The organism is Helicobacter bilis (assembly GCF_900198365.1).
Taxonomy (GTDB): domain Bacteria; phylum Campylobacterota; class Campylobacteria; order Campylobacterales; family Helicobacteraceae; genus Helicobacter_A; species Helicobacter_A bilis_B.
The window spans coordinates 1-26,602 of the sequence record NZ_FZMS01000020.1 but is presented as its reverse complement, the minus strand read 5'-3'; the positions used below and the strand labels follow the sequence as shown (position 1 = coordinate 26,602).

Annotated in this window: 19 protein-coding genes, 2 tRNA genes and 3 rRNA genes; 17 read left to right on the top strand and 7 right to left on the bottom strand. The window is 37.0% G+C overall.

Features of this window, described 5'->3' with window-relative positions; all coding sequences use genetic code 11:
• Positions 1-848: 848 nt before the first annotated feature.
• The 9 genes from C6H08_RS03340 to C6H08_RS03300 all read left to right on the top strand — a co-directional run bounded on the left by C6H08_RS03340 (position 849) and on the right by C6H08_RS03300 (position 9,154).
• Positions 849-2,525, top strand: a 16S ribosomal RNA gene (locus C6H08_RS03340).
• A gap of 244 nt (positions 2,526-2,769) precedes the next feature.
• A tRNA-Ile gene (locus tag C6H08_RS03335) sits at positions 2,770-2,846 on the top strand.
• An 89-nt stretch (positions 2,847-2,935) separates the two neighbouring features.
• A tRNA-Ala gene (locus tag C6H08_RS03330) sits at positions 2,936-3,011 on the top strand.
• Between the two features lie 361 nt (positions 3,012-3,372).
• Positions 3,373-6,593 (top strand): 23S ribosomal RNA (locus tag C6H08_RS03325).
• 649 nt (positions 6,594-7,242) lie between these two features.
• Positions 7,243-7,358, top strand: a 5S ribosomal RNA gene (rrf, locus tag C6H08_RS03320).
• Together the 16S, 23S and 5S rRNA genes with 2 tRNA genes alongside form the textbook arrangement of a ribosomal RNA operon.
• Positions 7,359-7,490: 132 nt before the next feature.
• A complete protein-coding gene (locus C6H08_RS03315; protein ID WP_077388576.1) occupies positions 7,491-7,730 on the top strand; it encodes a LysE/ArgO family amino acid transporter in 240 nt (79 codons plus the stop codon).
• 51 nt (positions 7,731-7,781) lie between these two features.
• Positions 7,782-8,087: a hypothetical protein gene (locus tag C6H08_RS03310; RefSeq protein WP_034562946.1), complete on the top strand. Its 306-nt coding sequence runs from the start codon at positions 7,782-7,784 to the stop codon at positions 8,085-8,087.
• 161 nt (positions 8,088-8,248) lie between these two features.
• On the top strand, positions 8,249-8,440 hold the full coding sequence (locus C6H08_RS03305) for a hypothetical protein (protein ID WP_034562944.1): 192 nt from the start codon (positions 8,249-8,251) through the stop codon (positions 8,438-8,440).
• A 399-nt stretch (positions 8,441-8,839) separates the two neighbouring features.
• On the top strand, positions 8,840-9,154 hold the full coding sequence (locus tag C6H08_RS03300) for a hypothetical protein (RefSeq protein ID WP_034562942.1): 315 nt from the start codon (positions 8,840-8,842) through the stop codon (positions 9,152-9,154).
• A 745-nt stretch (positions 9,155-9,899) separates the two neighbouring features.
• Here the strand turns inward: C6H08_RS03300 and fliS are convergent.
• The 3 genes from fliS to C6H08_RS03280 all read right to left on the bottom strand — a co-directional run bounded on the left by fliS (position 9,900) and on the right by C6H08_RS03280 (position 12,955).
• Entirely contained in the window at positions 9,900-10,289 is a 390-nt protein-coding gene (fliS, locus tag C6H08_RS03290) for a flagellar export chaperone FliS (RefSeq protein WP_004086047.1), read from the bottom strand.
• A gap of 9 nt (positions 10,290-10,298) precedes the next feature.
• Positions 10,299-12,338, bottom strand: coding sequence for a flagellar filament capping protein FliD (gene fliD, locus C6H08_RS03285; RefSeq protein WP_034562936.1), 2,040 nt, complete (start codon positions 12,336-12,338; stop codon positions 10,299-10,301).
• Positions 12,339-12,625: 287 nt separating this feature from the next.
• Complete coding sequence (locus tag C6H08_RS03280) at positions 12,626-12,955, bottom strand: YraN family protein (RefSeq protein ID WP_004086043.1); 330 nt, start codon at positions 12,953-12,955, stop codon at positions 12,626-12,628.
• A 152-nt stretch (positions 12,956-13,107) separates the two neighbouring features.
• On the opposite strand from C6H08_RS03280, the gene C6H08_RS03275 reads away from it, so the two are divergent.
• On the top strand, positions 13,108-13,701 hold the full coding sequence (locus tag C6H08_RS03275; protein ID WP_052092664.1) for a hypothetical protein: 594 nt from the start codon (positions 13,108-13,110) through the stop codon (positions 13,699-13,701).
• Positions 13,702-13,917: 216 nt separating this feature from the next.
• On the opposite strand, the gene C6H08_RS03270 is transcribed toward C6H08_RS03275, so the two are convergent.
• Together C6H08_RS03270 and pyrD are read right to left on the bottom strand one after the other, a co-directional pair.
• Positions 13,918-15,186 (bottom strand): M16 family metallopeptidase, encoded by a 1,269-nt coding sequence (locus tag C6H08_RS03270; protein WP_034562934.1) that lies wholly within the window; start codon positions 15,184-15,186, stop codon positions 13,918-13,920.
• A 38-nt stretch (positions 15,187-15,224) separates the two neighbouring features.
• Positions 15,225-16,298, bottom strand: coding sequence for a dihydroorotate dehydrogenase (quinone) (gene pyrD, locus C6H08_RS03265; protein WP_034562932.1), 1,074 nt, complete (start codon positions 16,296-16,298; stop codon positions 15,225-15,227).
• A 124-nt stretch (positions 16,299-16,422) separates the two neighbouring features.
• Here pyrD and waaC point away from each other — a divergent pair, with 124 nt between their 5' ends.
• On the top strand, positions 16,423-17,505 hold the full coding sequence (waaC, locus tag C6H08_RS03260) for a lipopolysaccharide heptosyltransferase I (protein WP_034562930.1): 1,083 nt from the start codon (positions 16,423-16,425) through the stop codon (positions 17,503-17,505).
• Positions 17,506-17,594: 89 nt separating this feature from the next.
• Positions 17,595-18,365, top strand: a complete 771-nt coding sequence (locus C6H08_RS03255; protein WP_034562928.1) for a hypothetical protein — start codon at positions 17,595-17,597, stop codon at positions 18,363-18,365.
• Between the two features lie 303 nt (positions 18,366-18,668).
• Here C6H08_RS03255 and C6H08_RS03250 read toward each other — a convergent pair whose 3' ends face one another.
• A complete protein-coding gene (locus C6H08_RS03250; RefSeq protein ID WP_034580517.1) occupies positions 18,669-19,832 on the bottom strand; it encodes an agmatine deiminase family protein in 1,164 nt (387 codons plus the stop codon).
• A gap of 78 nt (positions 19,833-19,910) precedes the next feature.
• On the opposite strand from C6H08_RS03250, the gene tsaD reads away from it, so the two are divergent.
• A complete protein-coding gene (tsaD, locus tag C6H08_RS03245; RefSeq protein WP_104686100.1) occupies positions 19,911-21,374 on the top strand; it encodes a tRNA (adenosine(37)-N6)-threonylcarbamoyltransferase complex transferase subunit TsaD in 1,464 nt (487 codons plus the stop codon).
• Between the two features lie 258 nt (positions 21,375-21,632).
• Here tsaD and C6H08_RS03240 read toward each other — a convergent pair whose 3' ends face one another.
• Positions 21,633-22,121, bottom strand: coding sequence for a tetratricopeptide repeat protein (locus C6H08_RS03240; RefSeq protein ID WP_034580515.1), 489 nt, complete (start codon positions 22,119-22,121; stop codon positions 21,633-21,635).
• Positions 22,122-22,334: 213 nt separating this feature from the next.
• On the opposite strand from C6H08_RS03240, the gene C6H08_RS03235 reads away from it, so the two are divergent.
• From C6H08_RS03235 to C6H08_RS03220, 4 genes are all read left to right on the top strand, one after another.
• Positions 22,335-23,192, top strand: a complete 858-nt coding sequence (locus tag C6H08_RS03235) for a flagellar hook-basal body protein (protein ID WP_005217556.1) — start codon at positions 22,335-22,337, stop codon at positions 23,190-23,192.
• Between the two features lie 111 nt (positions 23,193-23,303).
• Positions 23,304-24,602, top strand: coding sequence for an RNA polymerase factor sigma-54 (locus C6H08_RS03230; protein WP_034563333.1), 1,299 nt, complete (start codon positions 23,304-23,306; stop codon positions 24,600-24,602).
• Between the two features lie 204 nt (positions 24,603-24,806).
• Positions 24,807-25,220, top strand: a complete 414-nt coding sequence (locus tag C6H08_RS03225) for a hypothetical protein (RefSeq protein WP_034580513.1) — start codon at positions 24,807-24,809, stop codon at positions 25,218-25,220.
• 228 nt (positions 25,221-25,448) lie between these two features.
• A partial coding sequence (locus C6H08_RS03220) for a HAMP domain-containing protein (protein WP_104686099.1) occupies positions 25,449-26,602 on the top strand: 1,154 nt, incomplete at its 3' end.

The following is a 26,602-nucleotide window of genomic DNA, read 5'->3' as shown; positions in this document are numbered from 1 at the left end:
TGTTGTTACTATCACCTATATCTAATATATGTAATTTTAATTTACATGATAGTCATTAGAATTGCCTTAAAAAATCCCCCCCCCTAAAAAAACAAACTCTAAAAAATCAAAAACTTTTTTAAATTTAAGCTTTATTTAAGCTTTGTTAGCATATAATTCTGTTTCTCAAGTTTGCAGAAAGCAAATTAAAGATTTACAAGATGTAAATATACCGAATATTATAGCATTTTTTCATTAAAATCAGTAATATTTTTACCAAACTCTTTTTATCCTTTTAGATTTTAGAGTTTTTATGTTTTGTTTCACTTTTTTGTGTTTTTGTTAATACTTGCGTTATTTGACTTTGGAAATTTTGATATTTTTAAAGCAATGATCTTTGACAACTAAGCAAGATTTGATTGTGATATTGTAGCTAGATTGTTTAAAGTTAATATCTTAGTTTTGTAAAACTATTATGAAATTTGAATATTGCTTTTTACTATACTTTAAATGCTTCAATTTTATTTTAACAACCAAGTCTTTAAATTGTTAATCTATACAACTCGACTATAACTGATTTATTATGTTTTGCTTTAGTCTTTGTGAGAGAGTAGGGCAGGGCATAGTAAGTTTTAGTCTTTGTGAAACATTTTAGAGATTAGGACAAATTCTTTAAATAATAATCTTTGATGTTATGGCATTTTATATGTAACTTATGTTAAATATGAAATGTTGTTTGATATTGAGATTATTTGTGGAGATTCTAACTGATATATTTTAAGCTATATGTTTATTGTGTATTTTGTTGGGTTTTCATTCTTATGGAGAGTTTGCTACTATTGATTTGATAGATACAAACTTCCATAATTCTTACGGAGAGTTTGATCCTGGCTCAGAGTGAACGCTGGCGGCGTGCCTAATACATGCAAGTCGAACGATGAAACTTCTAGCTTGCTAGAAGTGGATTAGTGGCGCACGGGTGAGTAATGCATAGGTAACATGCCCTTTAGTCTGGGATAGCCACTGGAAACGGTGATTAATACTGGATACTCCCTACGGGGGAAAGGGGCTTTCAATAAAGAATTTCTCTTTTTAGTGTTTTGTGTTGTTGGCACAAAATTCTAGTATTTGGAATGAGAAATTGGTGTTGTGAAGCAATTTGTGCGGAGATTAGACTTAGTGTCTGTCGTGTCAGCAAATTGCGAACTCATCGATTTATCATCCAAAGACGAATTTTTTATTGAAAGCCTTCGCTAAAGGATTGGCCTATGTCCTATCAGCTTGTTGGTGAGGTAATGGCTCACCAAGGCTATGACGGGTATCCGGCCTGAGAGGGTGATCGGACACACTGGAACTGAGACACGGTCCAGACTCCTACGGGAGGCAGCAGTAGGGAATATTGCTCAATGGGGGAAACCCTGAAGCAGCAACGCCGCGTGGAGGATGAAGGTTTTAGGATTGTAAACTCCTTTTGTAAGAGAAGATTATGACGGTATCTTACGAATAAGCACCGGCTAACTCCGTGCCAGCAGCCGCGGTAATACGGAGGGTGCAAGCGTTACTCGGAATCACTGGGCGTAAAGAGCGCGTAGGCGGGTGGTCAAGTCAGATGTGAAATCCTGTAGCTTAACTACAGAACTGCATTTGAAACTGACCATCTAGAGTATGGGAGAGGTAGGTGGAATTCTTGGTGTAGGGGTAAAATCCGTAGAGATCAAGAGGAATACTCATTGCGAAGGCGACCTGCTGGAACATTACTGACGCTGATGCGCGAAAGCGTGGGGAGCAAACAGGATTAGATACCCTGGTAGTCCACGCCCTAAACGATGAATGCTAGTTGTTGTGAGGCTTGTCCTTGCAGTAATGCAGCTAACGCATTAAGCATTCCGCCTGGGGAGTACGGTCGCAAGATTAAAACTCAAAGGAATAGACGGGGACCCGCACAAGCGGTGGAGCATGTGGTTTAATTCGATGATACGCGAAGAACCTTACCTAGGCTTGACATTGATAGAATCTACTAGAGATAGTGGAGTGCCCTTTTAGGGAGCTTGAAAACAGGTGCTGCACGGCTGTCGTCAGCTCGTGTCGTGAGATGTTGGGTTAAGTCCCGCAACGAGCGCAACCCTCGTCCTTAGTTGCTAGCAGTTTGGCTGAGCACTCTAAGGAGACTGCCTTCGTAAGGAGGAGGAAGGTGAGGACGACGTCAAGTCATCATGGCCCTTACGCCTAGGGCTACACACGTGCTACAATGGGGTGCACAAAGAGATGCAATAGTGTGAGCTGGAGCCAATCTCTAAAACATCTCTCAGTTCGGATTGTAGTCTGCAACTCGACTACATGAAGCTGGAATCGCTAGTAATCGCAAATCAGCAATGTTGCGGTGAATACGTTCCCGGGTCTTGTACTCACCGCCCGTCACACCATGGGAGTTGTATTTGCCTTAAGTCGGAATGCTAAATTGGCTACCGCCCACGGCAGATGCAGCGACTGGGGTGAAGTCGTAACAAGGTAACCGTAGGTGAACCTGCGGTTGGATCACCTCCTTTCTAGAGATATGTTAAGATATTTGTTTATCTTAATCATTATGAAGTTGTTTAGATATAGTTGCTATATAGTTTATAAATTATGTCTTTTTATAGTTGTATGCTATGTGGTAGTGACAGTTTGGCTATGATATTGCATCTTGCTTAGTTTTCAGAGATTATTTGCGTATTTTATAAATATTAAATATTGAAATCGAATTTATGTCATATTTTGCTATTGCTTTTAACTAGCTTTCTCTTTAGTAAAGGGCTTATAGCTCAGGTGGTTAGAGCGCACCCCTGATAAGGGTGAGGTCGGAGGTTCAAGTCCTCCTAAGCCCACCATAAATTGTTCTTTTTAATACTTTGTAGAGTGTTAGAAAATAACTAAAGTTGAATATGGAAACTAGATTCTAGTTTTACTATCATCGTTAGGGGAATTAGCTCAGCTGGGAGAGCGCCTGCTTTGCACGCAGGAGGTCAGCGGTTCGATCCCGCTATTCTCCACCATTTTGAGAATAGTCTCTAGGTATGCTATATAAGTGAGTAATGCAATAACTATGATATAAAAGAGAGTATATAAGTTTATTATAAATAATATAAAAAATGATTTGATATGTTGAATACACATAACATGGGTTTTAATTACATGAAGCTTGTAGATATGTGTAAGAGATATATGAAGTCTAATGCAAGGTTTTAGTCCTTCTTTATCTGAAGAAAACTTTGCATTAGACTTTAGTCTAAATGTTATTTGAAATTTTATTGTTAATAGCCTAAATAGTAATTAACTACAATTACGCGACATACTTGTCTTATTGGGGCAGGGTTTTTTAATCTCTTGCATTCAATAAGGCAGTATCCTTAGAAGTAAAAAGCTTTTAAGGGCAGATGGTGGATGCCTTGGGTGATAGAGGCGATGAAGGACGTACTAAGCTGCGATAAGCTATGGGGAGCTGCTAAGAAGCTTTGATCCATAGATTTCCGAATGGGGCAACCCAGCTAGTAGAGATACTAGTTATGTAGGCAACAGAGAGTAGAGATTGGCAGATGGCGAAATATTTTGGATGAGAAATTAATGTTGTGAAGCAATTTGTGCGGAGACTAGACTTAGTGTCTGTCGCACAAACAAATTGTGAACTCATTAATTTATCGCCAAAAGATAAGCCAAGCCTCTATTGTCTGTTGCCTGCAGGCGAACCTAGCGAAGTGAAACATCTCAGTAGCTAGAGGAAAAGAAATCAATAGAGATTCTCCTAGTAGCGGCGAGCGAACGGGGAAAAGGGCAAACCAGTAGCTTGCTACTGGGGTTGAGGACTGCAATATCCACTTGAATAATGTAGCAGAAGTGTTTGGAAAAACACATCACAGAGGGTGATAGTCCCGTATGCGAAATATTATTCATAGGTAGCAGGATCCAGAGTAGGCCAGGACACGTGAAATCCGGGCTGAAGCCGGGGAGACCACTCTCCAACCCTAAATACTACTATCACACCGATAGCGAACAAGTACCGTGAGGGAAAGGTGAAAAGAACCGCAGTGAGCGGAGTGAAATAGAACCTGAAACCATCTGCCTACAATCATTCGGAGCCCTATTGTGGGTCTCATTAAGGAATTAAGGGGAATATATAAGAAATTCTAGCATTGTGAGCAAGATTTGTGGGTTGTGCAGAAAAAATCGCGGAGACTAGACTTAGAGTCTGTCGCACAAGATTTTTTCAAACTCCCGCAAAGATTGCCACAAGGCGAATTTAGCTTGATTTCTTAGTGAGGCTCACAAGGGTGACGGACTGCCTTTTGCATAATGATCCTGCGAGTTGTGGTATCTGGCAAGGTTAAGCAAACGCGAAGCCGTAGCGAAAGCGAGTCTGAAAGGGCGTTTAAGTCAGATGCTGCAGACCCGAAGCGAAGTGATCTATCCATGGCCAAGTTGAAGTAAGTGTAATAGCTTATGGAGGACTGAACTCGTACCCATTGAAACGGGTTGGGATGAGCTGTGGATAGGGGTGAAAGGCCAAACAAACTTCGTGATAGCTGGTTCTCTTCGAAATATATTTAGGTATAGCCTCAAGTGATAGTAATAGGGGGTAGAGCTCTGATTGGGCTAGGGCTGCTCACCGCGGTACCAACCCCTGTCAAACTGCAAATACCTATTACCGTATCTTGGGAGTCAGGCGGTGGGTGATAAAATCAATCGTCAAAAGGGGAACAACCCAGACTACCAACTAAGGTCCCAAAGTTCTATTCTAAGTGGAAAATGATGTGAAGTTACTTTGACAACCAGGAGGTTGGCTTAGAAGCAGCCATCCTTTAAAGAAAGCGTAACAGCTCACTGGTCTAGTGATTTTGCGCAAAAAATATAACGGGGCTAAGATAGACACCGAAGTTGTAGATTATGCTGATGCATAGTGGTAGAAGAGCGTTCGTATTGCGTTGAAGGTATACCGGTAAGGAGTGCTGGAGCGATGCGAAGTGAGCATGCAGGAATGAGTAGCGATAAAAGTGGTGAGAATCCACTTCGCCGAAAGTCTAAGGTTTCCTACGCGATGCTCGTCATCGTAGGGTTAGTCGGGTCCTAAGACAAGTCAGAAATGGGTAGTCGATGGAAAATGGGTTAATATTCCCATACCAACATTAGTGTGCGATGGGGGGACGCATAGGGCTAAGTAGCGTTAGCTGATGGAAGTGCTAATTTAAAAGCGTAGATTGAGAGATAGGTAAATCCGCTCTTGTATTCGAAACTTGAATAGCTTGTTGCGATCTTCGGATCAAGATGAGTGCTACTGACGCCGTCGTGCCAAGAAAAGCCTCTAAGTTTAGCTAATGTTGCCCGTACCGCAAACCGACACAGGTAGATGAGATGAGTATTCTAAGGCGCGTGAAAGAACTCTAGTTAAGGAACTCTGCAAACTAGCACCGTAAGTTCGCGATAAGGTGTGCCACAGCAATGTGGTCTCAGCAAAGAGTCCCTCCCGACTGTTTACCAAAAACACAGCACTTTGCAAACTCGTAAGAGGAAGTATAAGGTGTGACGCCTGCCCGGTGCTCGAAGGTTAAGAGGATTAGTCAGACGCAAGTCGAAGCTTTGAATTGAAGCCCGAGTAAACGGCGGCCGTAACTATAACGGTCCTAAGGTAGCGAAATTCCTTGTCGGTTAAATACCGACCTGCATGAATGGCGTAACGAGATGGGAGCTGTCTCAACTAGGGATTCAGTGAAATTGTAGTGGAGGTGAAAATTCCTCCTACCCGCGGCAAGACGGAAAGACCCCGTGGACCTTTACTACAGCTTGACACTGCCGATGGGAGCATTATGCGCAGGATAGGTGGGAGGCTTTGAAATCTTTACTCTGGTAGAGATGGAGCCATCCTTGAGATACCACCCTTAATGTTTCTGTCTGCTAACTAGCTTGAGTTATCCTCAAGTAGGACAATGTCTGGTGGGTAGTTTGACTGGGGCGGTCGCCTCCTAAAAAGTAACGGAGGCTTGCAAAGGTTGGCTCATTGCGGTTGGAAATCGCAAGTAGAGTGTAATGGCATAAGCCAGCCTGACTGTAAGACAAACAAGTCGAGCAGAGACGAAAGTCGGTCATAGTGATCCGGTGATTCTGTGTGGAAGGGTCATCGCTCAAAGGATAAAAGGTACCCCGGGGATAACAGGCTGATCTCCCCCAAGAGCTCACATCGACGGGGAGGTTTGGCACCTCGATGTCGGCTCATCGCATCCTGGGGCTGGAGCAGGTCCCAAGGGTATGGCTGTTCGCCATTTAAAGCGGTACGCGAGCTGGGTTCAGAACGTCGTGAGACAGTTCGGTCCCTATCTGCCGTGGGCGTAGGAGAGTTGAGGAGAGCTGTCCCTAGTACGAGAGGACCGGGATGGACATGCCACTGGTGTACCAGTTGTTCTGCCAAGAGCATCGCTGGGTAGCTACGCATGGATGTGATAACCGCTGAAAGCATCTAAGCGGGAAGCCAACTCCAAGATGAACTCTCCCTGAAGGTCGCAGCAAGACTAGCTGCTTGATAGGGTAGGTGTGTAAGCATAGTAATATGTTCAGCTGACTACTACTAATAGACCGTTTGGCTTTTTATTAAGGATTACTGCCTTATTGAGTGCAAGATTCTAAAGATTTGTTGTTTAAGTTTAATTATTCAAGTTTATATATGCAAGTATAAATTGAGAATAAGAAGCTTAGAGATAGAATCTGCTTTGATAAGAGAGAAGTGAATTGAGAAGCGTAATTGAATGGTTAGTTACTAAATACGAAAGAATAGCATTGAGACTTTATGTATTGTATAGATTCTTAGTCGTTGTGGTAGCATATGTTTTTTATGCTAGTGTAATTTCTTAGAAAATGCAATAGTGTAAGCAGTGTAAAACCACTTGTGTGGCTATTAACACCATTACCCTATAAGGAAAATGGAAATAAGGACAAAAGAAAAAGGCAAAACGAGATAAGTGAAAGTAATACAGGTTAGCTTTTATAGAATCTAGTGATTATGGGTTAGATTCTAGTTTGAGAGTTTGACTTGGTATTTCTTTTTTCTTTTCTTTGTTTGCTTCTATGAAGTTTGGCTTTGATTGAGCTTAATTTAAAAGTTGGGCTTAAGATAGATTCAAACATAAAAACAAACATAGCATAGAGCTTGGAGCTTGTGTAAGTTTTTAGGGCTACCAAGCTTTACTTTTTTAAATTTGTAGAGCTTTAGCTTATTAGTTGATTTGTCTTTATTTCCCTTTTCCTTGTGTTTATAGAGAGAAGGCAACACCCAGCTCCATTCCGAACCTGGCAGTTAAGCTTCTCTTCGCCGATGATACTGCACCTTTCAGGTGTGGGAATGTAGGTCGATGCAGGGATAGGGAAATTTTAAATTCTTCTTATAATTATTTTTTTAGCTACTTTTTTATTTTCTTTTTTTGGATTTTTTTGTTGTTGTGTTTGCCTTTCAGTGTATTTGTAATAAAATGATAGAATTATAGGGTAGGTTTATGGGGATTTTCCTAAAAGGTTTTCTTTTATCTCTTTCGCTTATTGTTGCTATTGGGGCACAAAATGCTTTTATTATTAAGCAGGGCATAACTCGTAACTATGTTTTTGTGGTGAGTGGAATCTGCTTTATCTGCGATGTGATTCTAATGGGACTTGGGATTTTTGGGGTAGGGGAGTTTTTAGCGAAAAATAAAGTTTTAAACTTGTCAATTAAATGTTTGACATATGGCTTCATATAATCAAAATTTGTGCTATATCATCTAATATAATATTTTGCGAATAGGGGATTTATGCCATATAAATCTTATTTTATGAAAAATATAGCTGATGAGAATCTTGTGCAAATAATGGAGAGACTCTCAAGTGTATTGTATTATCATATGATAAAATTTAATGAGGAGGGGAGTAAAGATCTATCCAAACCTCAAGAGAAATGGCGGCCAACATTATATGCATGTAAAGCAGATAAAGAATGCATGGAATCTGCAATGAATAAGCGTGTAAGCGTCATAGATCTTTTAGAGCTTCTAAACAGCTCAAATCCGCACTATTTTAAAGAATTAAAGATTTCATTATGCAATCATAATGACACATAATTGTAAGATAAAGTATGTAATGTTACACTGATTGGTTACCTTGGAGGCGAAACTAGTCTTTTTAAAGGTGTTTTGTATTTTGAAGATTTATGTATGGCAGTGCATGATGTGGATCACAATAACAAAGTTACAAAAAAAGCAAAATCTTTGTTCGCGACGACTTGAATACTTGGGTAGACAAGAATAATATAGAAGACACAGAAGAAGCAGAACAAATATTTAGGTCGCCTTCCGCGGGTGCTGTTATCAATATTTCATGCTTTGATAATGATTTTATAAGGTTTGATATGGAGGGGGTGGAGGTTGCGGTGCATATTGTAGTTCATGGAGTGAGGTATCTTATCTTGATATAGCAAATATATTGCTTGTTGATACAGATTCTACAAAACTTATGACATTTAACTTAACATATATAAGGATAGGAAACCAATAAGGATATAGCTATTATTTTTACAAAATCATTGTCCATGAAAGAAAACAGATATGTTTAGATTCACAAAATTTTCAGGCATTGCAAACCATACTTAAACTTCACGGGCAAAAAGACAAAATAGAAATATGTGTGGAGATGGAGTTGCATACGCATATTTTATCACTTCGCAAAGAAAGTGGTAGTATTGTAATACTTGATTTACCTGCATCCCAAATTGATAGCAATTTGAAAAAAACCAGTGCTATATCATGCAATAATGCTAAAATCTTGGGTTGATACAAATAGGTAAATTAAATCAAATCATACAAGAATCATTTCATTGCAAGCTTTTGAAATTATTAATCGTGAAGATATGAGTAAAAATATCATTTTATACAAAGCGTTAGATGAACTCATTGATGATTATAAAGCCTATAAAGATGATTTTCCACAAGATTATTATGTGGAGTTTGGAAAATATATGGTAGAAGAAAATATAAAAATTTTTCTCAAATATTATCAAAGTCATCTTGCTTCAAATAGAATCAAAGTAACAGGCTTGGTGTATTATACTATGGTCCCAATGTGTCGCATGTTGCATAGTAAAATCCAGAATGGAATACTCAAGGTGGTGTTGCTTTTATCATCTTTATGAAAATTATGTTCCTAAATTCGATGGTAATGAGAATGGGGTTGGATAAAGTGTTGCACTTTTTTATAGCGCCATGCTATGTTTTCTAAAGGGTCCAAGTGTAGCATTGGTTGCAGGTTATATAGCAGAAATACTAGATTGGGCTAAACAAAAATTGGTAAAGATGGCACGGGGTTTGACAAGGGGAGACATAATTGCTAATAAGAAAGGTGTAGAATATGGCAATGAACTTATAATGCGATATGGGATATATCAATGAGTATTTATAGGCTTATAGTTCTTGCCATTTTGACACTAGCCGCACCTTTTATTTTATATGTCATGGCAACATTTTGCATTTTCTTTGCAATATAAAATTGATATTGCATTTGAAGTTATGTCATTTGGGATTGGGATATTTTTCCTTATTATTCTATGTATTGTTTTAAACAAGATTTATAGTATGAGAAATGCATTACTTTCTGGATTGCGTATGTTATCTTTTCTTATTGGATTACTTCTTTTAGCGACTCATATATTCTATTTTTATCTTAAGCCTTTTTAAATACAATAATATTAAATTTAAGTGTGGTGTGAAACTATCCAAAATGACAAAGCATTCAAAATAACAAGATTCCAAAACACAAAAAAACAACATGTCAAACGATTTATTGATATTAAAGTGAATAAAATATGAAAGATGAAAGAAGTTATAGAATCCAACACAAGATTCTATAAAAAGGTGTATTCAAATTATTTGCAAAAGATACTAGCGTCCTAGCTCTTCTTGGTGTATTTCTCTCCATGCCTCTAATAAGCCCTTTGCTACATTCATAACAATATCGATTTTTTCGACATTGTTTTCCATGTTAGCCTGTGTTAAAAGCTTAATTTGATGCGTATAAAGCCCTGTAAGATATACTGCTACTTCACCGCCCCTATCATAGTCAAGGACATTTAATAGTTCCGTGAATATATCAGTAGTCCTATTGATATAGTAAATCTTCTTTTCTATATCAATGTCTTCTTGCTCCATACATCTGCGTGCCTGACCTAAAAACCTCAAAATACCTTCATACAACATTTCTATAAGCTTTGCTGGGCTTTCCACGCTTACAGAATTTTGCTGATACATATTATGGGCATTAAACGCTCTCATAACTGCTCCTTATTTCTTTTTGTCGTTAGCGGCGGCTTGGTCTATCATCATTTGAACGGCATTGAAAGAGTTGTTTGCTTTTGCTATTTGCTCATCAAAAGACGCAAATCTCTGCTGCATGGTATCATATCTCGCATCAAGCATTTTCTTTGCTTTATCTTTCTCTTGATTGTAGTTTTTTAACTCTCTTTCAAGTGTTTGCTCAAAAGTTTTTAACTTAGCGTTTCCACCTTCTAATAAATCGGCTAAAACTTTATTTACTTTTGTAAAAACTCCATCATATCTATTATATTTTCCTAAACTATCCTTTTTTTCCCCACCATAAAACACTTCTTTTGCTTTTTCTGGGTCTGCACTTAAGGCACTTGAGAGTTTGCCACCATCAAGCTGCATAACACTTTTATCATTCAGTGAGATTCCATAATCCATTAAGCTTTTTACTTCAAGTCCATTTGCAATGTGCTGGGTGATGGCTTGGTTTAAATCTGGGCGAATGCTTCTTATAAGCGTTTCGGTATTAAATACCCCGCCTCGTTTTGTATCTGGGTCAAACTTTGTAACCGCATCTAGCTTTGGCACGGTTTCATTATATACTTTTGCAAACTCTTGTATCTCTTTTACAATGTCTTCTGTATTTTGCGTAATGCTTATTACATCTGGTTTGCCCTCTTCTGATACTTTTTGTAGGTTGATAGTTAATCCACCCACAATATCATCGATGGTATTGCTTGGACGCTTGATTGTCGCACCATTATAAAGCACTTCAGAATCTGCTGCAGTCTGCACATTTTTAATCTTTAGCACATTTTTTTGCAATGATGAAAAACCGCTATATTTTCCTGCTTTTAATCCAACGCTTGCAAGGGCTTGTGTCTCTTCTGGGCTTGTAGCCTTAATATCAATGGTAACGCCATCGCTATTTAAAGCGATTTTATTTTGACTTGCACTTGCTTGCACTCCACTGATTGTATTGAGCGCTTCTGCTACTGCTTGGGCGTTTTGGTCTGCGGTATTTTCTTTCTTTGTGATTTGGGCTAAATCTATCGTATTACCATTGACTTGGAAGCTACCAGTGAGTGCTCCCTCTTTTACTTCAATATTGCTTGAGTATAAATCTTGTGATTTTGACTCTTTTTGCATAAAGCCTAGATTGCCCGTTTTATCTCCGCCGACATTAATCTTAAAGCCTCTTCTATCGTTGATAATAAAACCTCTGCCCTCATTTGGCAATCCAAAGGTAATATCACCATTTTCTACTAAATCTTTTGTTGCTTCATTCGCACTCAATGCTTCTTTTAGTGCATTTTGTAGCATTAGGAATCTATCACTAGCAGATTGTGGAATGTTGAGAGTAACACTTATTTTATGCATTTGTCCATCTGTGCCTTTTACTTCTATGAAGAAGTCTTGCTCCCCTTGTAAGTCAATATCAAGATTCCCCATGCCCTCTGATCGTAAAAGAGAACCAAAATAGATTCTACTATTCTCACCTGTCTCTTTTGAGTTAATCATAAGTTGATAGGGCTTTTCCCCACCAATTTTCATAATAGAACCCATGATTTTTCCATTTGTCGCATCGGTTATTGCTTGACTGACTTCACCAACGGTCATTCCCCCTTTTATCTCAACGCGATAGCTTTGCCCATCGCTAAAAAAGTCAAGCACACCATCATCATTACTAAAGGCATCATCTCTTGAGGCAAACTTTGTGCCGACTTCATTAATATCGCTTTTTGCGAGTTGTTTTACTTCCATATTGATATTTTGCACAGGCACACCAGCTGCTGCGCTAGCTTTTACTGCTTCGCCAGATACGCTTACATTTCGCCCTAAGAATGTAGAGTAGTCAGAGAGTTTGCGTGTGTGTTGTCGCAATGTTTCAAGGGCAGTTTTTATTTCTACAAGTTGCTTTTGCTTCTCAATATTTAGCTCCATTTTTTTATCAACAGGTTTAATAACATTGTCTTCATCGGCTTTACGCAATTTATCAATAACATCAGCATTTAAAACCGAGCTACCAAGCCCAAGAGAAGTAATCTTTCCTGCCATAACGCACTCCTAAACAACATTGCGATTTATATTCAAATAAGTTCAATCAAAAGTATAAGAAATTTACATTCCATACTTACATATTGTGCTTGTGTAATATGGAATCTTTTTTTGTATTGTATCTAACATTTTTTAGGCTAGAATACAAAACATACTCTCTAATCGGCATTTTTATAGAATCTTAAAGTATTTTGTTGTAATGACTTTAAATATTTTTAGCTACTTGGCTAGTCTTTTTTGCCATTGCATAAACATAATTTTTGATATTGATTCTAAAAAATATTATATTACAATCCAAATGTAATATTTTCAATGAATGTAATATTGTCTTTATAGATACTCACCGCATCTATGCAAAAATGGCTTACAATCTGTCTTTGGTCTAAAAAGACATGTATAGTTTTTGTGAGTCTTTCTAGCTTTTTTGGCGTGATATTTACAAGTGGATTGATACAATGTGATGATTTTACTTCTATAAAATGCAGGATAGAATCTTTTTTCATAATAAGGTCGATTTCACCATAACGACTATGAAAATTTTGCTCAATAAACTCAAACCCCAAACTTATAAGATATTCTAATGCTACTTGCTCGTAATATCTACCCTTTTGTCGCATGAAAATCACAGCCTAAACTTAAATTTGCATTATTATAGCTAGCTATAATAAAGTTTATACATTTTGTGAGATTGATATAGTAAAGTAAAATCCATATATTTACAAGCATATGATACTCTACTTGACTATTTTAATTGTGAAAGGAATTTATTATGAATAAGTTTATGACTCAAAAAATTGTTCCGCGTATATTTGGATTAGCGGTAAGCTCTTTTATGTATGCAAATGCAATGTATGCAAATGCAATTGATACAAAAAGCGTGAAAGTAGAATTTGTGGGTTATAAAGCACCGGTAATGGCGGATTTAGCTGGTTCTTTTAAGACAATACAATATACCTTTGGTAAAGATACTCGTAGTATTGTGGGTGTCTTGCAGAATGCAAGTGCGACTATTGTCCCAACAAGTAGCGAAATTCCAGATAATGAAATTGCAACAGACAATATGAATAAAGTATTTTTTCCTACACTGCTTGGTAAAAATAATATAAAAGTTACTTTTATCAAAGTTGTAGAAGGTGAGGATACCGGGCTTCTTAGAGCAAAGGTTGTGATTGGCAAGGAATCAAGCATTGTTCCATTAGTTTATACTATCAATAATGGCAAGTTTGTTGCGAAAGGCACTTTAGATTTACATAATTTTTCACAGGGAGAAAAAGCATTAAGGGCTTTAAGTGATGCAGCAGCTGGTCATGCTGGTATTACATGGGGTAATGTAGAGTTAATTTTTACTGCTGATGTGAGATAACTGAAGTTTAAAGCTATTCTACATAAACAGCTTCTACTATGCCGAATAGCTTAGAATAATGTATGGCAACTTGAAAGTAAAAGTGATATGCCACACTGACTCTAGATTATAAGCAATGTCTAATAGGAGCTTTTAGATTCTTGCAAAGCAATGAGACATAAGGACATAACTTGAGTCGCTAAACTTAACTAAAAATCAAATTATAAACCGCTCATCCTACTTTCTCATAATCAAAGTTGTTGCTTGATCTAGCACAAGGTATTTTTTTGCGACTTCTTGAATCTGTTTGGTATTTAGAGATTCTAGATTTTTTTCATAATCTAGCAGTGGTTGTATATCACCTCGCACAAAATATGAGCCAAAGAGTCCTGCCACAGAGCTTGCACTCTCTAAGCTATAAATGAAACTCGCACGAGTGTTTATCTTAATTTTATCAAGCTGTGCTTGTGTGATTTGTGTTTTTTTTAGCTTTTCAACCTGTTTTAATATCTCTTCTTTCAAGGCATTTGCACTTACTCCCGCATTACCTGTTGCTATAATGATAAACATGCCTGAGTCAATCATATCCATATTATACGCACTCACAGATGAAGCAAGTTGCAATTTATCTTGCAAGATAGAGGGTAAAATCGCACTTTTACCACCGCCTAATATATCGCCGATAGCTTCTAGGGCTACTTGGTCTTTATGTGTAAAACTTGGTGTTTTAAAGCCCATGATAAGCCATTCTATCCCGCCTGTATCCTTTTTGATATAAGCTTCTCTTATGCCATCTTGGATTGGTTCTTGCATAATCACTTTTGGAATCTCGCCTTTATTCTTAATCTTGCTAAAATATTTTTCCGCACCGCTAAATACATCTTGTGGATTGACATCGCCACTTACAAGTAATATCGCATTTTGCGGTTGATAGTAAGTCTCATGGAAGCTTTTCACATCTTGCAAACCCCAATTTTGTATATCAGTCATAAAGCCTATTGGAGTCCAATGATATGGGTGATAAACATAGGCGGTATTAAAAAAGCGAAAGTATAAATAGCCACTAGGTGTATTATCTGTCCGCCATAATCTCTCTTGGGCTACCACATCTCTTTCTGATTGAAATTCAGAATCTATAAATTCTAGATTCTGCATGAGTTCAGCAAAAAGCTCTAAGGATTTATTTAGATTTTGTGTGCTAGATTTAATAAAATAGCGTGTATAATCAAAGCTTGTAGAAGCATTACTCACACCGCCCATTTGCTTTACTATCTCATCAAATTCACCAGCTTTTAGATTCTTTGTTGTTTTAAAATTCATGTGTTCTAGCATGTGTGCTATACCGCTTTTCCCCATGACTTCATTACGAGAGCCGACTTTATAAAATACATTTGTCTCAATTACATTACTTTTATTATGCAGTGGAATCACCACGACTTGCAAACCATTTTCAAGAATCTTGCTTTCATATTTTGGCAATACACTGCCAAATGCAATACTACTCATTATACAAACTCCTAATACAACTTTTTGATATAACTTCATCATTGAATCGCTACTCCAATCGCTTCGTTTATATGCTTGAATCCATCGGCTTTTAGCTTTTCTGCTAACTCATTATTCATACGAGATATAAGCGTTGGACCTTCATATATCATGCTGCTTAGAATCTGCACTAAACTTGCCCCAAGCTTTATCCTCTCATATACTTCATTGGAATCGCCAATGCCACCAACAGAAATAAGCGTAGTTTTCTTATGAAAATTCTTCCCTAAGATTCTTAGAACTTCTTTTGATTTTGTGCTAATAGCCTTACCGCTAAGACCACCAAAGCATACATCATTTTTTTTCACTGGATTTGAGACAAGGCTATAATCAATGCTTGTATTTGTAGCAATGATTCCATTTACACCATTTTGGATCGCTGCATTACACACAGCAAGCATAGATTCTATCTCCATGTCAGGTGATATTTTAATGAAAATTGGCTTATTTGTTATGCTTTTTGCCATCTCCATAAGCTCTTTTACAAAGCTCTCATTTTGTAAATCACGCAAACCGGGCGTATTTGGCGATGAGAGATTAAAGGTGAAATAATCGCCATAGTCTTTGAGTGTATCAAGGCTTAATTCATAATTTTTTAGAGAATCACCTTGTGCGATATTCTTATTTTTGCCAATGTTTATACCAAGCGGGATACAAAAGGGATATACTTCCTTTAAATGTGCTAACATTCCCCTTGCCCCGATATTATTAAAACCCATCGCATTTTGTAAGCTTTCTTCTTCTACATGGCGAAACATGCGAGGCTTTTCATTCCCATCTTGAGGCATTTGTGTAACGCTACCTAACTCTAAATATCCAAAGCCAAGACTAGCTAGAGGTCGCACCGCTTCTGCGTTTTTATCAAATCCACTTGCAAGTCCAATGGGATTATAAAAGTGTAGTCCATGTATATCTTGAGCTAAACTCTCATGGATACGACAGTAGCACTTTGCAATCATAGATTCAAATAATGGAATCTTTTGTGGCATTTTCATTACTTTTATTGCGAAGTTGTGAATCTTTTCGGCATCACATTTATACAAATAAGGTCGTATTTTTTTATAGAATCCCATGTTTAACCCTTAATAATAAACAAAATGCTAGATTATATCAAAACACAATAAAATCCTGCTTAATATTACAAAAAGTTTCTAAGCTTATCTATGCTATAATCTTAATTTCACAGAAAGGAAAAATATGAGAATTGCTATCATACGATTATCTGCATTTGGTGATGTTGTCATCGCATCAAGCATGCTTGCTGGGCTTAAAGCACTCCGTGATTATAGGATAGAATGGTTTGTTGATGAGAGATTTAGCGGTATTTTAGAGCATTCCCCTTGTATTACAAAGATTCACTCTTTGCCATTTAAAAAGCTTTTAAAAAGTATAGGTGGGCTTTTAGAGATACGAAGCTATTGCAAAAGTTGCGGTGAATTTGACATGGTGGTAGATATGCAGGGGCTTATAAAGTCAGCCATTGTTGGTAAATGCCTTGTGTCTAAAAAATTTGTTGGATTCTCTAAAGATGGGGCAAGAGAGGGCTTTGCTAGCTATTTTTACACACATAAGGTGTCAATACCCTATGATTCTAATATCCTTGAGCGAAATTTCTCTGTGCTTTTTAGCCATATAAAAGAGTTTCAAGCAAACCCTTTTACATTAGAGCGAGTTATGCCGCTGCATTCACAAGGGCTAGGCTTTAGCTATCATTTTATTACAGAATCTCTAACTTCGCATTTTTCAGCACTAAATCATATGGAAGAAAAGCCCTATACTTTTTTATTTATCCTTGAAGCTTCCATTAAAGAGAAAATGTATCCAATAGAAAAATACGCAAAATTAGCACAATTATTACAAGGCTTATTGCAAAATTGCCATTTTCACATTTTGTGGAATGAGGATAAAGATAGGGCAGATTCTATGCTTATGCTTTTAAAAAAGCAGGGATTAAAGGCTACACAGCTTGACAAGCTTGATTTTAATAGTTTGAAATTTGTATTAAGGCAGATTGATTGTGCTATCGGTGGTGATACAGGCGCAACACATCTTGCATGGGCTATGGGGACGCATTGTATTACACTTTATGGGAATAACACAGAGAGTAGCGGTAAAAACATGCGAGATACAAAGCTTAGCCGTGTATTGCTTGGGAATCCTTATGTCGTCTCAAAAGGCACAAACTTTGAGATTGAAAGCATAGAACCACGAGAGATATTTGAAGTCTTTAAACATAATGTGCTTGAATCTTTAGGAGCTTTAGAATCTTTGCAAGAGTGAGTAATCATTGCGAATATGCTTTTAAACTTTGTCTTAGTTATCTTTTTGTAAAATAAGCCGATTTGTCATTAAATTTAAAAGGAAAAATCATGGTAAAAATGTATAAAAGGCTAGGATTAAGCATCGTGTTAGCAAGTGCGCTTGGAGTGAGTGCAAATGCGGCTTGTGATTCTATAATTTGTATCGGTGGTAATGTCGGTATCGGTGGAATCTATACTGATTTTGGTGGTAATAATAGGGCAGATGGGGACTTTAAGGGCGGCTATGGTGCGTTAGATATTGACTTAATCGTTATACGGCGATTGCTATTTTCTTTAAACTTGAAGGGTGGATCTGGGTCTATGGGTGTTTATGGACCAGATTTTACAGACAATCTTAATGGCAGTCTGCTTGGTGGCAATGTGGGTGCATTTGCGGCGACACATTTTAAAATAGGATTCAATGTCGCAAGTTTAGAATCTCCGCTTTATATCAGTTTCATTGGTGGTGTTGATGGATATGCGGGTGCGTTTGGCTATGGCTTGGCAATGTATGGTGCGGAGTTGCAAGGCAGGAAGTCATTTGGCGGAAGGACTAGTCTATTATATAGCTTTGGCGGCGGTGCGGCAAATTCGATATATGCTTTCACACAAGGCAAGGCAGAGGCGGCAAATGGTGGCACAGGTGATGTTGGATATAGTCTGTTTGGCTCTCTTGGTGTGGATATAAGCATGACAAGAAATCTAGGATTCTATATCAAAGCCATTGCAAAGTATTATAATATACCAGCAAGTAGCCCCGTGCAAATCAATAATCAAACTATAACTCTTCCCCATGCCAACGCATGGACTACCATGCTAGAGACTGGACTTAGATTCTAAACATTTGGCTGAATTTAGAGAGTTGCTATCTGTGAGAATTGGATTAGACTTGTTGATATGCTTATAGTCTAATATTTCTCAATGCGATTGGGTTGTGCGTTTGATTATGCTTGGGTTGGTGTTTATGTTCTACACAATCGTTTATTGTGGGGTCTTGATCGACTTCTAAGAGGCAGGAGTTGTATCAAAAGTGTATGTAAAGAAAGGATAAATGTTTGGTTATATCCTGTGATATGCAGTTTGTAGCCTCAAATTTACATGGTTCCACATTGCAGACTTCTGTTATTCAAACCTAACCCTAAACTAATTTATCTGCATGCTAACACAATGCAAGCTTCCATGTTGTTGTATCAATGCTTCGCAGTTTATGCCTATGACATTATAGTCTGGCAAGGCTTTCTTTAGTGTTTGCAATGCGGTAAGGTCTGTTGGCTTATTATAAGTTGGCATGAGTAAAACTTTCTGATTTAAGAATAAGAAATTGACATAGCTTGCGGGCAGGTTGTTAGCAGGTAAATTATCATTAGATAGATTATTTACAAGCGAATTATTATGTATAGAATCTTCATCACACTTTGCTACATAATCACAAAATGGAAGTGGCACAAGGTTTAGATTATGTGTCTTTGCAAGAGATTCTAGCTCGTGCTCCATAGCATTTAACGCACTAAAATGCGGGTTATTTAAATCATCGCATTTAATGTAGGCAATGGTGTTTTCATTGATAAATCTAGCAAGTGTGTCGATATGGCTATCTGTATCATCGCCGAGCAAAAAGCCGTTATTAAGCCATAGAATCTTTTCTACTTGCAATGTGCTTTTAAGATTTTCTTCAACCTCTTCTTTGCTTAAATGCGGATTGCGATTTGCCTCAAGTAAGCATTGCGTATTTGTAAGCAACAGCCCATTGCCATTATAGTCAATACTTCCGCCCTCAAGTATCATGCCATAGGTCTGCATATTCTCAAAAAGCCCCATTTCATGCAGTTTAGCATTTAGTTTATTGTCAAGATTCGCAGGATATTTTAGCCCCCAACCATTGAATCCAAAGTTTGCATAGATATGCTCTTCTTCTGTTTCTTTGTTGATGATTTTATCTAAGATTCCAAGTTTATTGGTTTTTGTTTTGCTGCCTAGCATGGCGTTTGTGATTTGCGTTAGCACTTGTGAATGTTGCTTTTTTACAGAAATGGCAATGCTATCTCTAGCCCATAAGTCATTACTCTCTAGCTCGATAATCTTGCATGGATATGCCTTTGTCTCAAGTGTGAATAGAAAATCTTGCAATCTCGTCTTAGCATCATTATCCTTTGGATGCACGATAAGAAATAATGGCTCAACCTTTAGAATCTCTGTAATCAAGCTCTCATAACATTCTTGCACTTCCTCTAGATTCGCATTAAAATCACAAAATATATGTGGATAAATAAGCACTATTCCTTTTTGCTCTTCCCATTCTGCAAACATGTTCTACCTCCTAAGACTTACAAATACTTACTTCTTTGATACAATTATACATTAAAACATAACACTTAAAGAGAAAATATGCGGATTTTAAGTATTGAATCAAGTTGCGATGATAGTGCATTAGCATACACAGATGGCACTAATACAAAGCTTTTATGGCATGAAAAGATTTCACAAGAAGCCTCGCATAGCCATTATGGCGGTGTTGTGCCAGAGCTTGCCTCAAGGCTTTTTGCAAGGGATTTAGTCCAGCTATTAGAAAATTTTAAGCAAAATTTTTCACTAAAGGATATAACCCATATCGCAGTAACAAATGAGCCGGGCTTATCTACCTCGCTTTTAGAAGGGGTAATAATGGCAAAGGCTTTAGCCCTATCTCTAAATATCCCCTTACTTGGCATAAATCATTTAAAAGGGCATATATACTCGCTTTTTATAGAATCTGAAGCGATTTTGCCACTTTGCGTTTTGCTTGTATCAGGTGGGCATACAATGCTACTTGAATGTTATAGCTACAATGATATGCGAGTAATTGCAAATACGCTTGATGATAGCTTTGGGGAATGCTATGACAAAGCGGCTAAAATGCTAGGACTTGGCTATCCGGGCGGCTTAATCATAGATTCTCTAGCACAAATGGCATTAAAAGAAAATATTGCCCCCATAGCCTTACCCATACCGCTTGTAAATCAAAATATACAAAGCTTTAGCTTTTCTGGGTTAAAAAATGCGTTTAGATTGCAGCTTGAAAAAATGGAGTTAAAAACCCTTATACAAGATTCTAAAACACAAGATATAAAAAATAGCACACAAGCAAAGGCATTAGCCTTAGGATTGCAAGAGAGTGCGACAACGCACCTTATCCAAAAATGCAGGTCCTATATGAAGCAAAATAGCCATATCAAGCACTTTGCTATCGTAGGTGGGGCTAGCGCAAACTCCATGCTAAGAGAGAAGGCACAATCCCTAGCTACACAATTTGATAAAAAGCTATTAATGAGTGAGTTAAAATATTGCAGTGATAATGCCGCGATGATAGGCAGAGCTGCTATTGCTAAAATACGACATGAAAATACGATAGACATAGAATCTAAAAACAAAGCGATATGGAATCTAGATTCTCCCCCAAATGGGCGGGTGCAGGGTTTAGGGTGCAATTCTTGGAATCTAGATTCTAAAAATTATAACTTAAACCACGCAACGCATTTAGATTTAAAACAATCTTTAGATTCTAACAAGATAGCTTGTCGTATTGAGCGTAGCAAAATATCTAAAAGCATAGATTCTAAAACAGCTTGTCATACTAAGCCTTTAGGCGAAGTATCTAGTATAGAATCCAATAAAGATATTTCGTGCTTACGCACTCGCACGAGCAAAGCTCTTGCCCACACTTGCAAATATGACAAGATTACAGAATCTATTCAAAATAAAGATTCCATACATAACACAAACAAAACAAAACAGAATCTAGATTCTAGAATCTACAACCCCCTATCCTTACAAGTATCCCCCCGCAATACAGAAATAGATACAGAATCTTAAAAAACTAAATTTCATACCAAATTAACCGACATTTTTTCATTGTCAAGTCGCTATATTTACTCTAAGTTGAAATAAAAAAGGCTTGGTAAATACTCTTTAGATCGTAATTTATATAAAGTGGCTTACTAAACATAAATAAGCATGTTTCATATAATAATAAAACACCATTCAACAATAGCTATATGTTTTTACACCCTATAAAAATATATAAAAACAAGTATAATAAACTACAAAATATCACAAAGTATTATCTAGTCTTTACTGCACACCAGCTTCATTTAAATCTGTATAAGCATCACAGCCATCTTGAAGTCCTATATCACACGCATCGCCAAATAGCTTTTTTGCCTTACTTTTATCCTGCTTTACACCTTTACCATTATAATACATCGCTCCAAGATTATGGCAACCAACATCAACACCACCATTACATGCTTTTTGATAGAAATCTGCTGCTTTTTTATAGTCCTGTTTTACACCTTTGCCATCAGCATACATCACTCCAAGATTATAGCAACCATCAGTATTACCACCATTACATGCTTTTTGATAGAGATCTACTGCTTTTTTGTAGTCTTGCTTGACAGGAAAACCAAAAAAATATGAATTCCCAAGAGCAGCACAATCACCAGCATTACCACCATTACAACCTTCCTCCCAACTTTTTACTTTATCATCAAGTGCAAATGCAACACTCATACCCACACACAATGTCAAAACAATACGCTTACATAGCTTCTGTATCATAGAATATCCTTAAATCTAAAGTTAGTGTAATGGGCGGATTATAAAATAATAACTATTACAACATGCTTAAAATTATTAAATTTATTGAAACTTTATCTAATTTATATAAAAAGATTTGACTTAAGAAATCGAATCTACAACATATAACCCCAAAAAACACAAAAATGGAAAGTTTTTTGCTTATAATCACAAAACAATTCTAAGGATAGAACTATGCAAACAGGATATTATGGCGCAACAGGCGGTATGATTACGCAGTTTAATCGACTCGATGTAATCTCAAACAATCTAGCAAATCTCAATACAAATGGATTCAAACGTGATGATGTTGTGATAGGTGATTTTTTGCGTATGGTGCAAGGACATCAAGATACTTTGCCTATACCCGATGAGACAAAGGCAGCAGCAAAGTTTATAAATCGCACAATGACTCGTGTGCCTACAATTGCAGAGGAATATACAGACTTTAGTGTCGGTGCTATGGAGCAAACTGAAAATACACTTGATTTTGCTTTGAAAGCACCAAATACATTTTTTGCCGTGCAAACGCCAAATGGCATTGCCTATACGCGAAATGGTAGCTTTAGTATAAGCGATGATGGCTACCTTGTAACGCAAGAGGGATTCCATGTATTATCTCGCGATGGCATTGATAATGAGGGTGGAATCTTAATGAATGCAAACATGCAAATAAATGTCGATACAAATGGAAATGTAAGCTTTAAAGAGCTTGGTAATGAGGGCATGGCAGATAATATCGCTGGTGGAAGTTTAGCTATCGTTACTTTTGATAATCCAAAGTTTTTGAAAAAAATCGGCGGTAGCCTTTATATCGAAGAGAGAAAAGAGCCAGATAATACAGACTCAGAAGGTCTAGCAGGGGCAAATCTTGTCTATAATAGCGGGGCAGTTACACAAGGATTTTTAGAAAAAAGTAATGTCAATGCAGTGCTAGAAATGACAGGCATGATTGAGACAAATAGGCTTGTAGATATGTATTCTCGTGTGATGAAAACGCATATGGACGAGCTGAATGCAGAGGCGATAAATAAACTTGCCGCTAGGGGATAAGTGATTCTATAACCTAGTCTTCATATAGCCTTACTCAAGTGATTTTTAGCTAGAAAAGTCTAGTTTTTTGCTACAATTACACATTAAGATTCTAAAAAGGCGTGTGTTGTAATGGCAAAGTTAAGACAGAATGTCGCTGTTAAATCAAAACTATCATCAACGCTAAAAAGCTGGTTACCCATTCTTCAAAGTCCTATTAATGAGCTAGAAGAAACACTAGGTAAGATTAGCGAAGATAATCCCTATATAGAGATTCAATCAGCACTTACTTCAAGTTTGCAAACAAAACTCACACCGCTTAAAGCCCCACAAAGAGGTATGCACAATGCTAAAAATTCAATAGGCGATAAAATCGAGTTTCTTACTATCTATGAAAAAGGGCTTATTGAAACCTTGCAAGAACAGATTAATCCCCCGCTTTTCCCCACACAAAGAAGCCAAGAGATAGCTCTAGCCATTATTGATAATCTCAATAGCGAGGGCTTTTTTGACTGCGATACAGATGAGTTACTTGCAGATTTAGAGCATGTTGGAATCCAAACTGATAGCGATGAGGTAGAGAGAGTAAGGAAAAGATTCTGTCATTTAGAGCCGGGTGGAATAGGTGCGAAAGATTTGCAAGAAAGTCTTATATTCCAACTTGATGCAAGTGAGCTAGATAACGCAGATTATGATCTTGCCTTAGAGATTATAAAAAACCTTGAGAATCACATAAAATACAAAAAGCATAAAAATTATGAAAAAGCCATGCAGGTTATCCGCGGTTTTAGACGAGTGCCTAGCCTTGACTTCCATGAAGATTCTAGTGCGGTTATTGCAGATATTATCATCACACAGGAAGAAAATAGCATTGAACTAAGCCTTAATGACTCATATTATCCAAGTATGATTATAGAAAAGCCACATTTCAAAGACGCACAGGAAAATCCATATTTTAAAACAAAGCTTAAAGAGGCAAGAGACCTAGTCGATGCCCTTGACATGCGAAAGGCTACGATACGCAAAATAGGACTTATGATCATTGAATATCAATATGAGTTTTTCACAGGCGGAGAGATAAAGCCTATGAAGCTAAAGGATTTAGCCGATGAGTTTGGACACTCACCAAGCACCATATCGCGTGCTATTGCCAATAAATTTTTAGAATGCAATCGCGGTATATTTCCAATTAAAAGCTTTTTTACAACTGCTGTTGATGGCGATACTTCTAATGCGAGTATTAAAGACTTCTTGCTTGAACTCATACGCAATGAAGATAAGAAAAAGCCACTATCAGACATAAAGATATTAGAACTCATAGAAAAAAAGTTTGCCTTAAAAATGGTGCGTAGAACGATCACAAAATATCGCAAACAGCTTGGAATCTTAGGCTCAAGCGAACGCAAAAGAATGTATGCGATAAGTATGTAGATATGCTTTTGGATTCTATCTTTTAGAATCTTTAGAATCTCACCATACAGAATCCACATTATAGAATCTTTTAATTTTAGATTCTATACTTTAATAAAAATCCAAAAATCTATAACCCAAAGATTCCATCAAGATTCCACAAATAAAACAAAGTATCCTATAATAAGAAGCGATAAAAACACTAGAAATACAAACAGGAATAAAATGCAGATAAAACATACTCATGCGTTTAGCTTATTTGAGATTTTATTAAGCCTTGCTTTACTATCAATCCTATCTATATTCATGCTAAAACCCTATACTACACAATCCCTAGCTCTAAGACAAGCAAACCTACATATACAAACCTTGCAACAAGAGATAAACAAACAAGCCTATTACGCATTTTTGCAAAAAAAGCCTCTAAACAAACAATCTCTAGATTTATTGCTGCAAAACGCCCAGATAAGCACAAAACTTTTCTCATTCACATGGCAAAATAATCGTTTTATTTTACAAATAGGCAAAAAGAAACTAAATATGCTAATACGACAAACAAACACAAATCATTATGTCATCACCTGCAATCCATCACATGAGCTTTGCAGAAAGATCTATCACAGAAAACACGCAAAATGATTGATATTTTTATAAACCGATACAACCATATTTTGCCAATTTTCATATATTAATCTTTACAACTCAATGGTTATTATGGATTTTCTATATAGAATCTACACTAATTAATCATAATCATACTTACTTATTTATACCATTAATACGATTCTGTGTTATAATCTCAGGTTTTGTGTATGTTATTTTTATGACATAAAAAGATTTTAGATAAGAATGTAGAAGGAATTAGCAATGTTTCGTTCATTAAGTGGAAAACTCACAGCCGGTGCAGTCGCAATATTTTCTGTTATCATTGTTATTATTAGTGTTTTTAATTTTATTAAAACAAAGAATGATGTAACAGGCATCTATCAAGGCATTCAAGCACAAACACTAGAATCAGCCTATCGTAGCATTATGATTACTATGGGCGATGAAGTCCAAGAGCATTTGCGGGTATTAGCAAGGGATATTGTCAATACTGATAAAAATAATGTCGTGCAACAAAGAATTATTCTTAATTCAGCTTCATCACTCATCAAATATCCTTTAATGTTTATCGTATATGAAGATGATGGCAAGGCGATTTTGCAGAATTATAACCAACACGGCACAGCCACTTTCTCTCCAAATTGGGAAGATGTGGGTGGTATCGATTTACGCAAACACCCTTGGTATGTAGAAACAAAGGCAAAACAAGCTGGAATCATCACACCCGCATATGTGAGCGAAGTAGGTGGTAAGCACAAGGGAGAATCTTTGGCTACTGCTACAATGCCTCTCATCAAAAATGGTAAGTTTGTCGGTGTTGTGGGATTTGACATCGGTGTAAATGATTTTCAGGCAAGATTTAGCTCCTTTAAGAATCCAAGGTTACCCTCAATGAGTGTGTTTTTAACAGATTCAAGTGGAGCGATTTTCTTACACGAAGATATGGATTTTGTGAAAAGTGGCTTGTCAAAGGAAGTGGAAGATGCACTTAAAGATGTACTTACAAAAAGCAAGAAAGGCTTTATTGATTATGATTTAACCTTGAAAAATGGGCAGGTGGTTGATAAGTTTGGATATTATAAACAATTTCCATTTGGTTGGACAATGGTTGTCGCTGCCGATAAAGCTGACTACACAGAAGCAATCAATGAGATTCTTATACAGACAATTGGTTTGGCAATTGCCATGATTGCACTAGGTGCTGTGGCGATTTTCTTCCTTATTAGATTCTTTACAAATCCTATTAATACAATTAAAGAGTCTTTGGTGGCATTCTTTAGATACCTTAACCACGAAACTAAAACTGCCCCACAAGCCTTGAAAATCAGCACACACGATGAAGTAGGCATTATGGCTCACGCCATAAACGAAAACATAGAAAAAACAAAGCTAGGATTAGAGCAAGATTCTAAAGC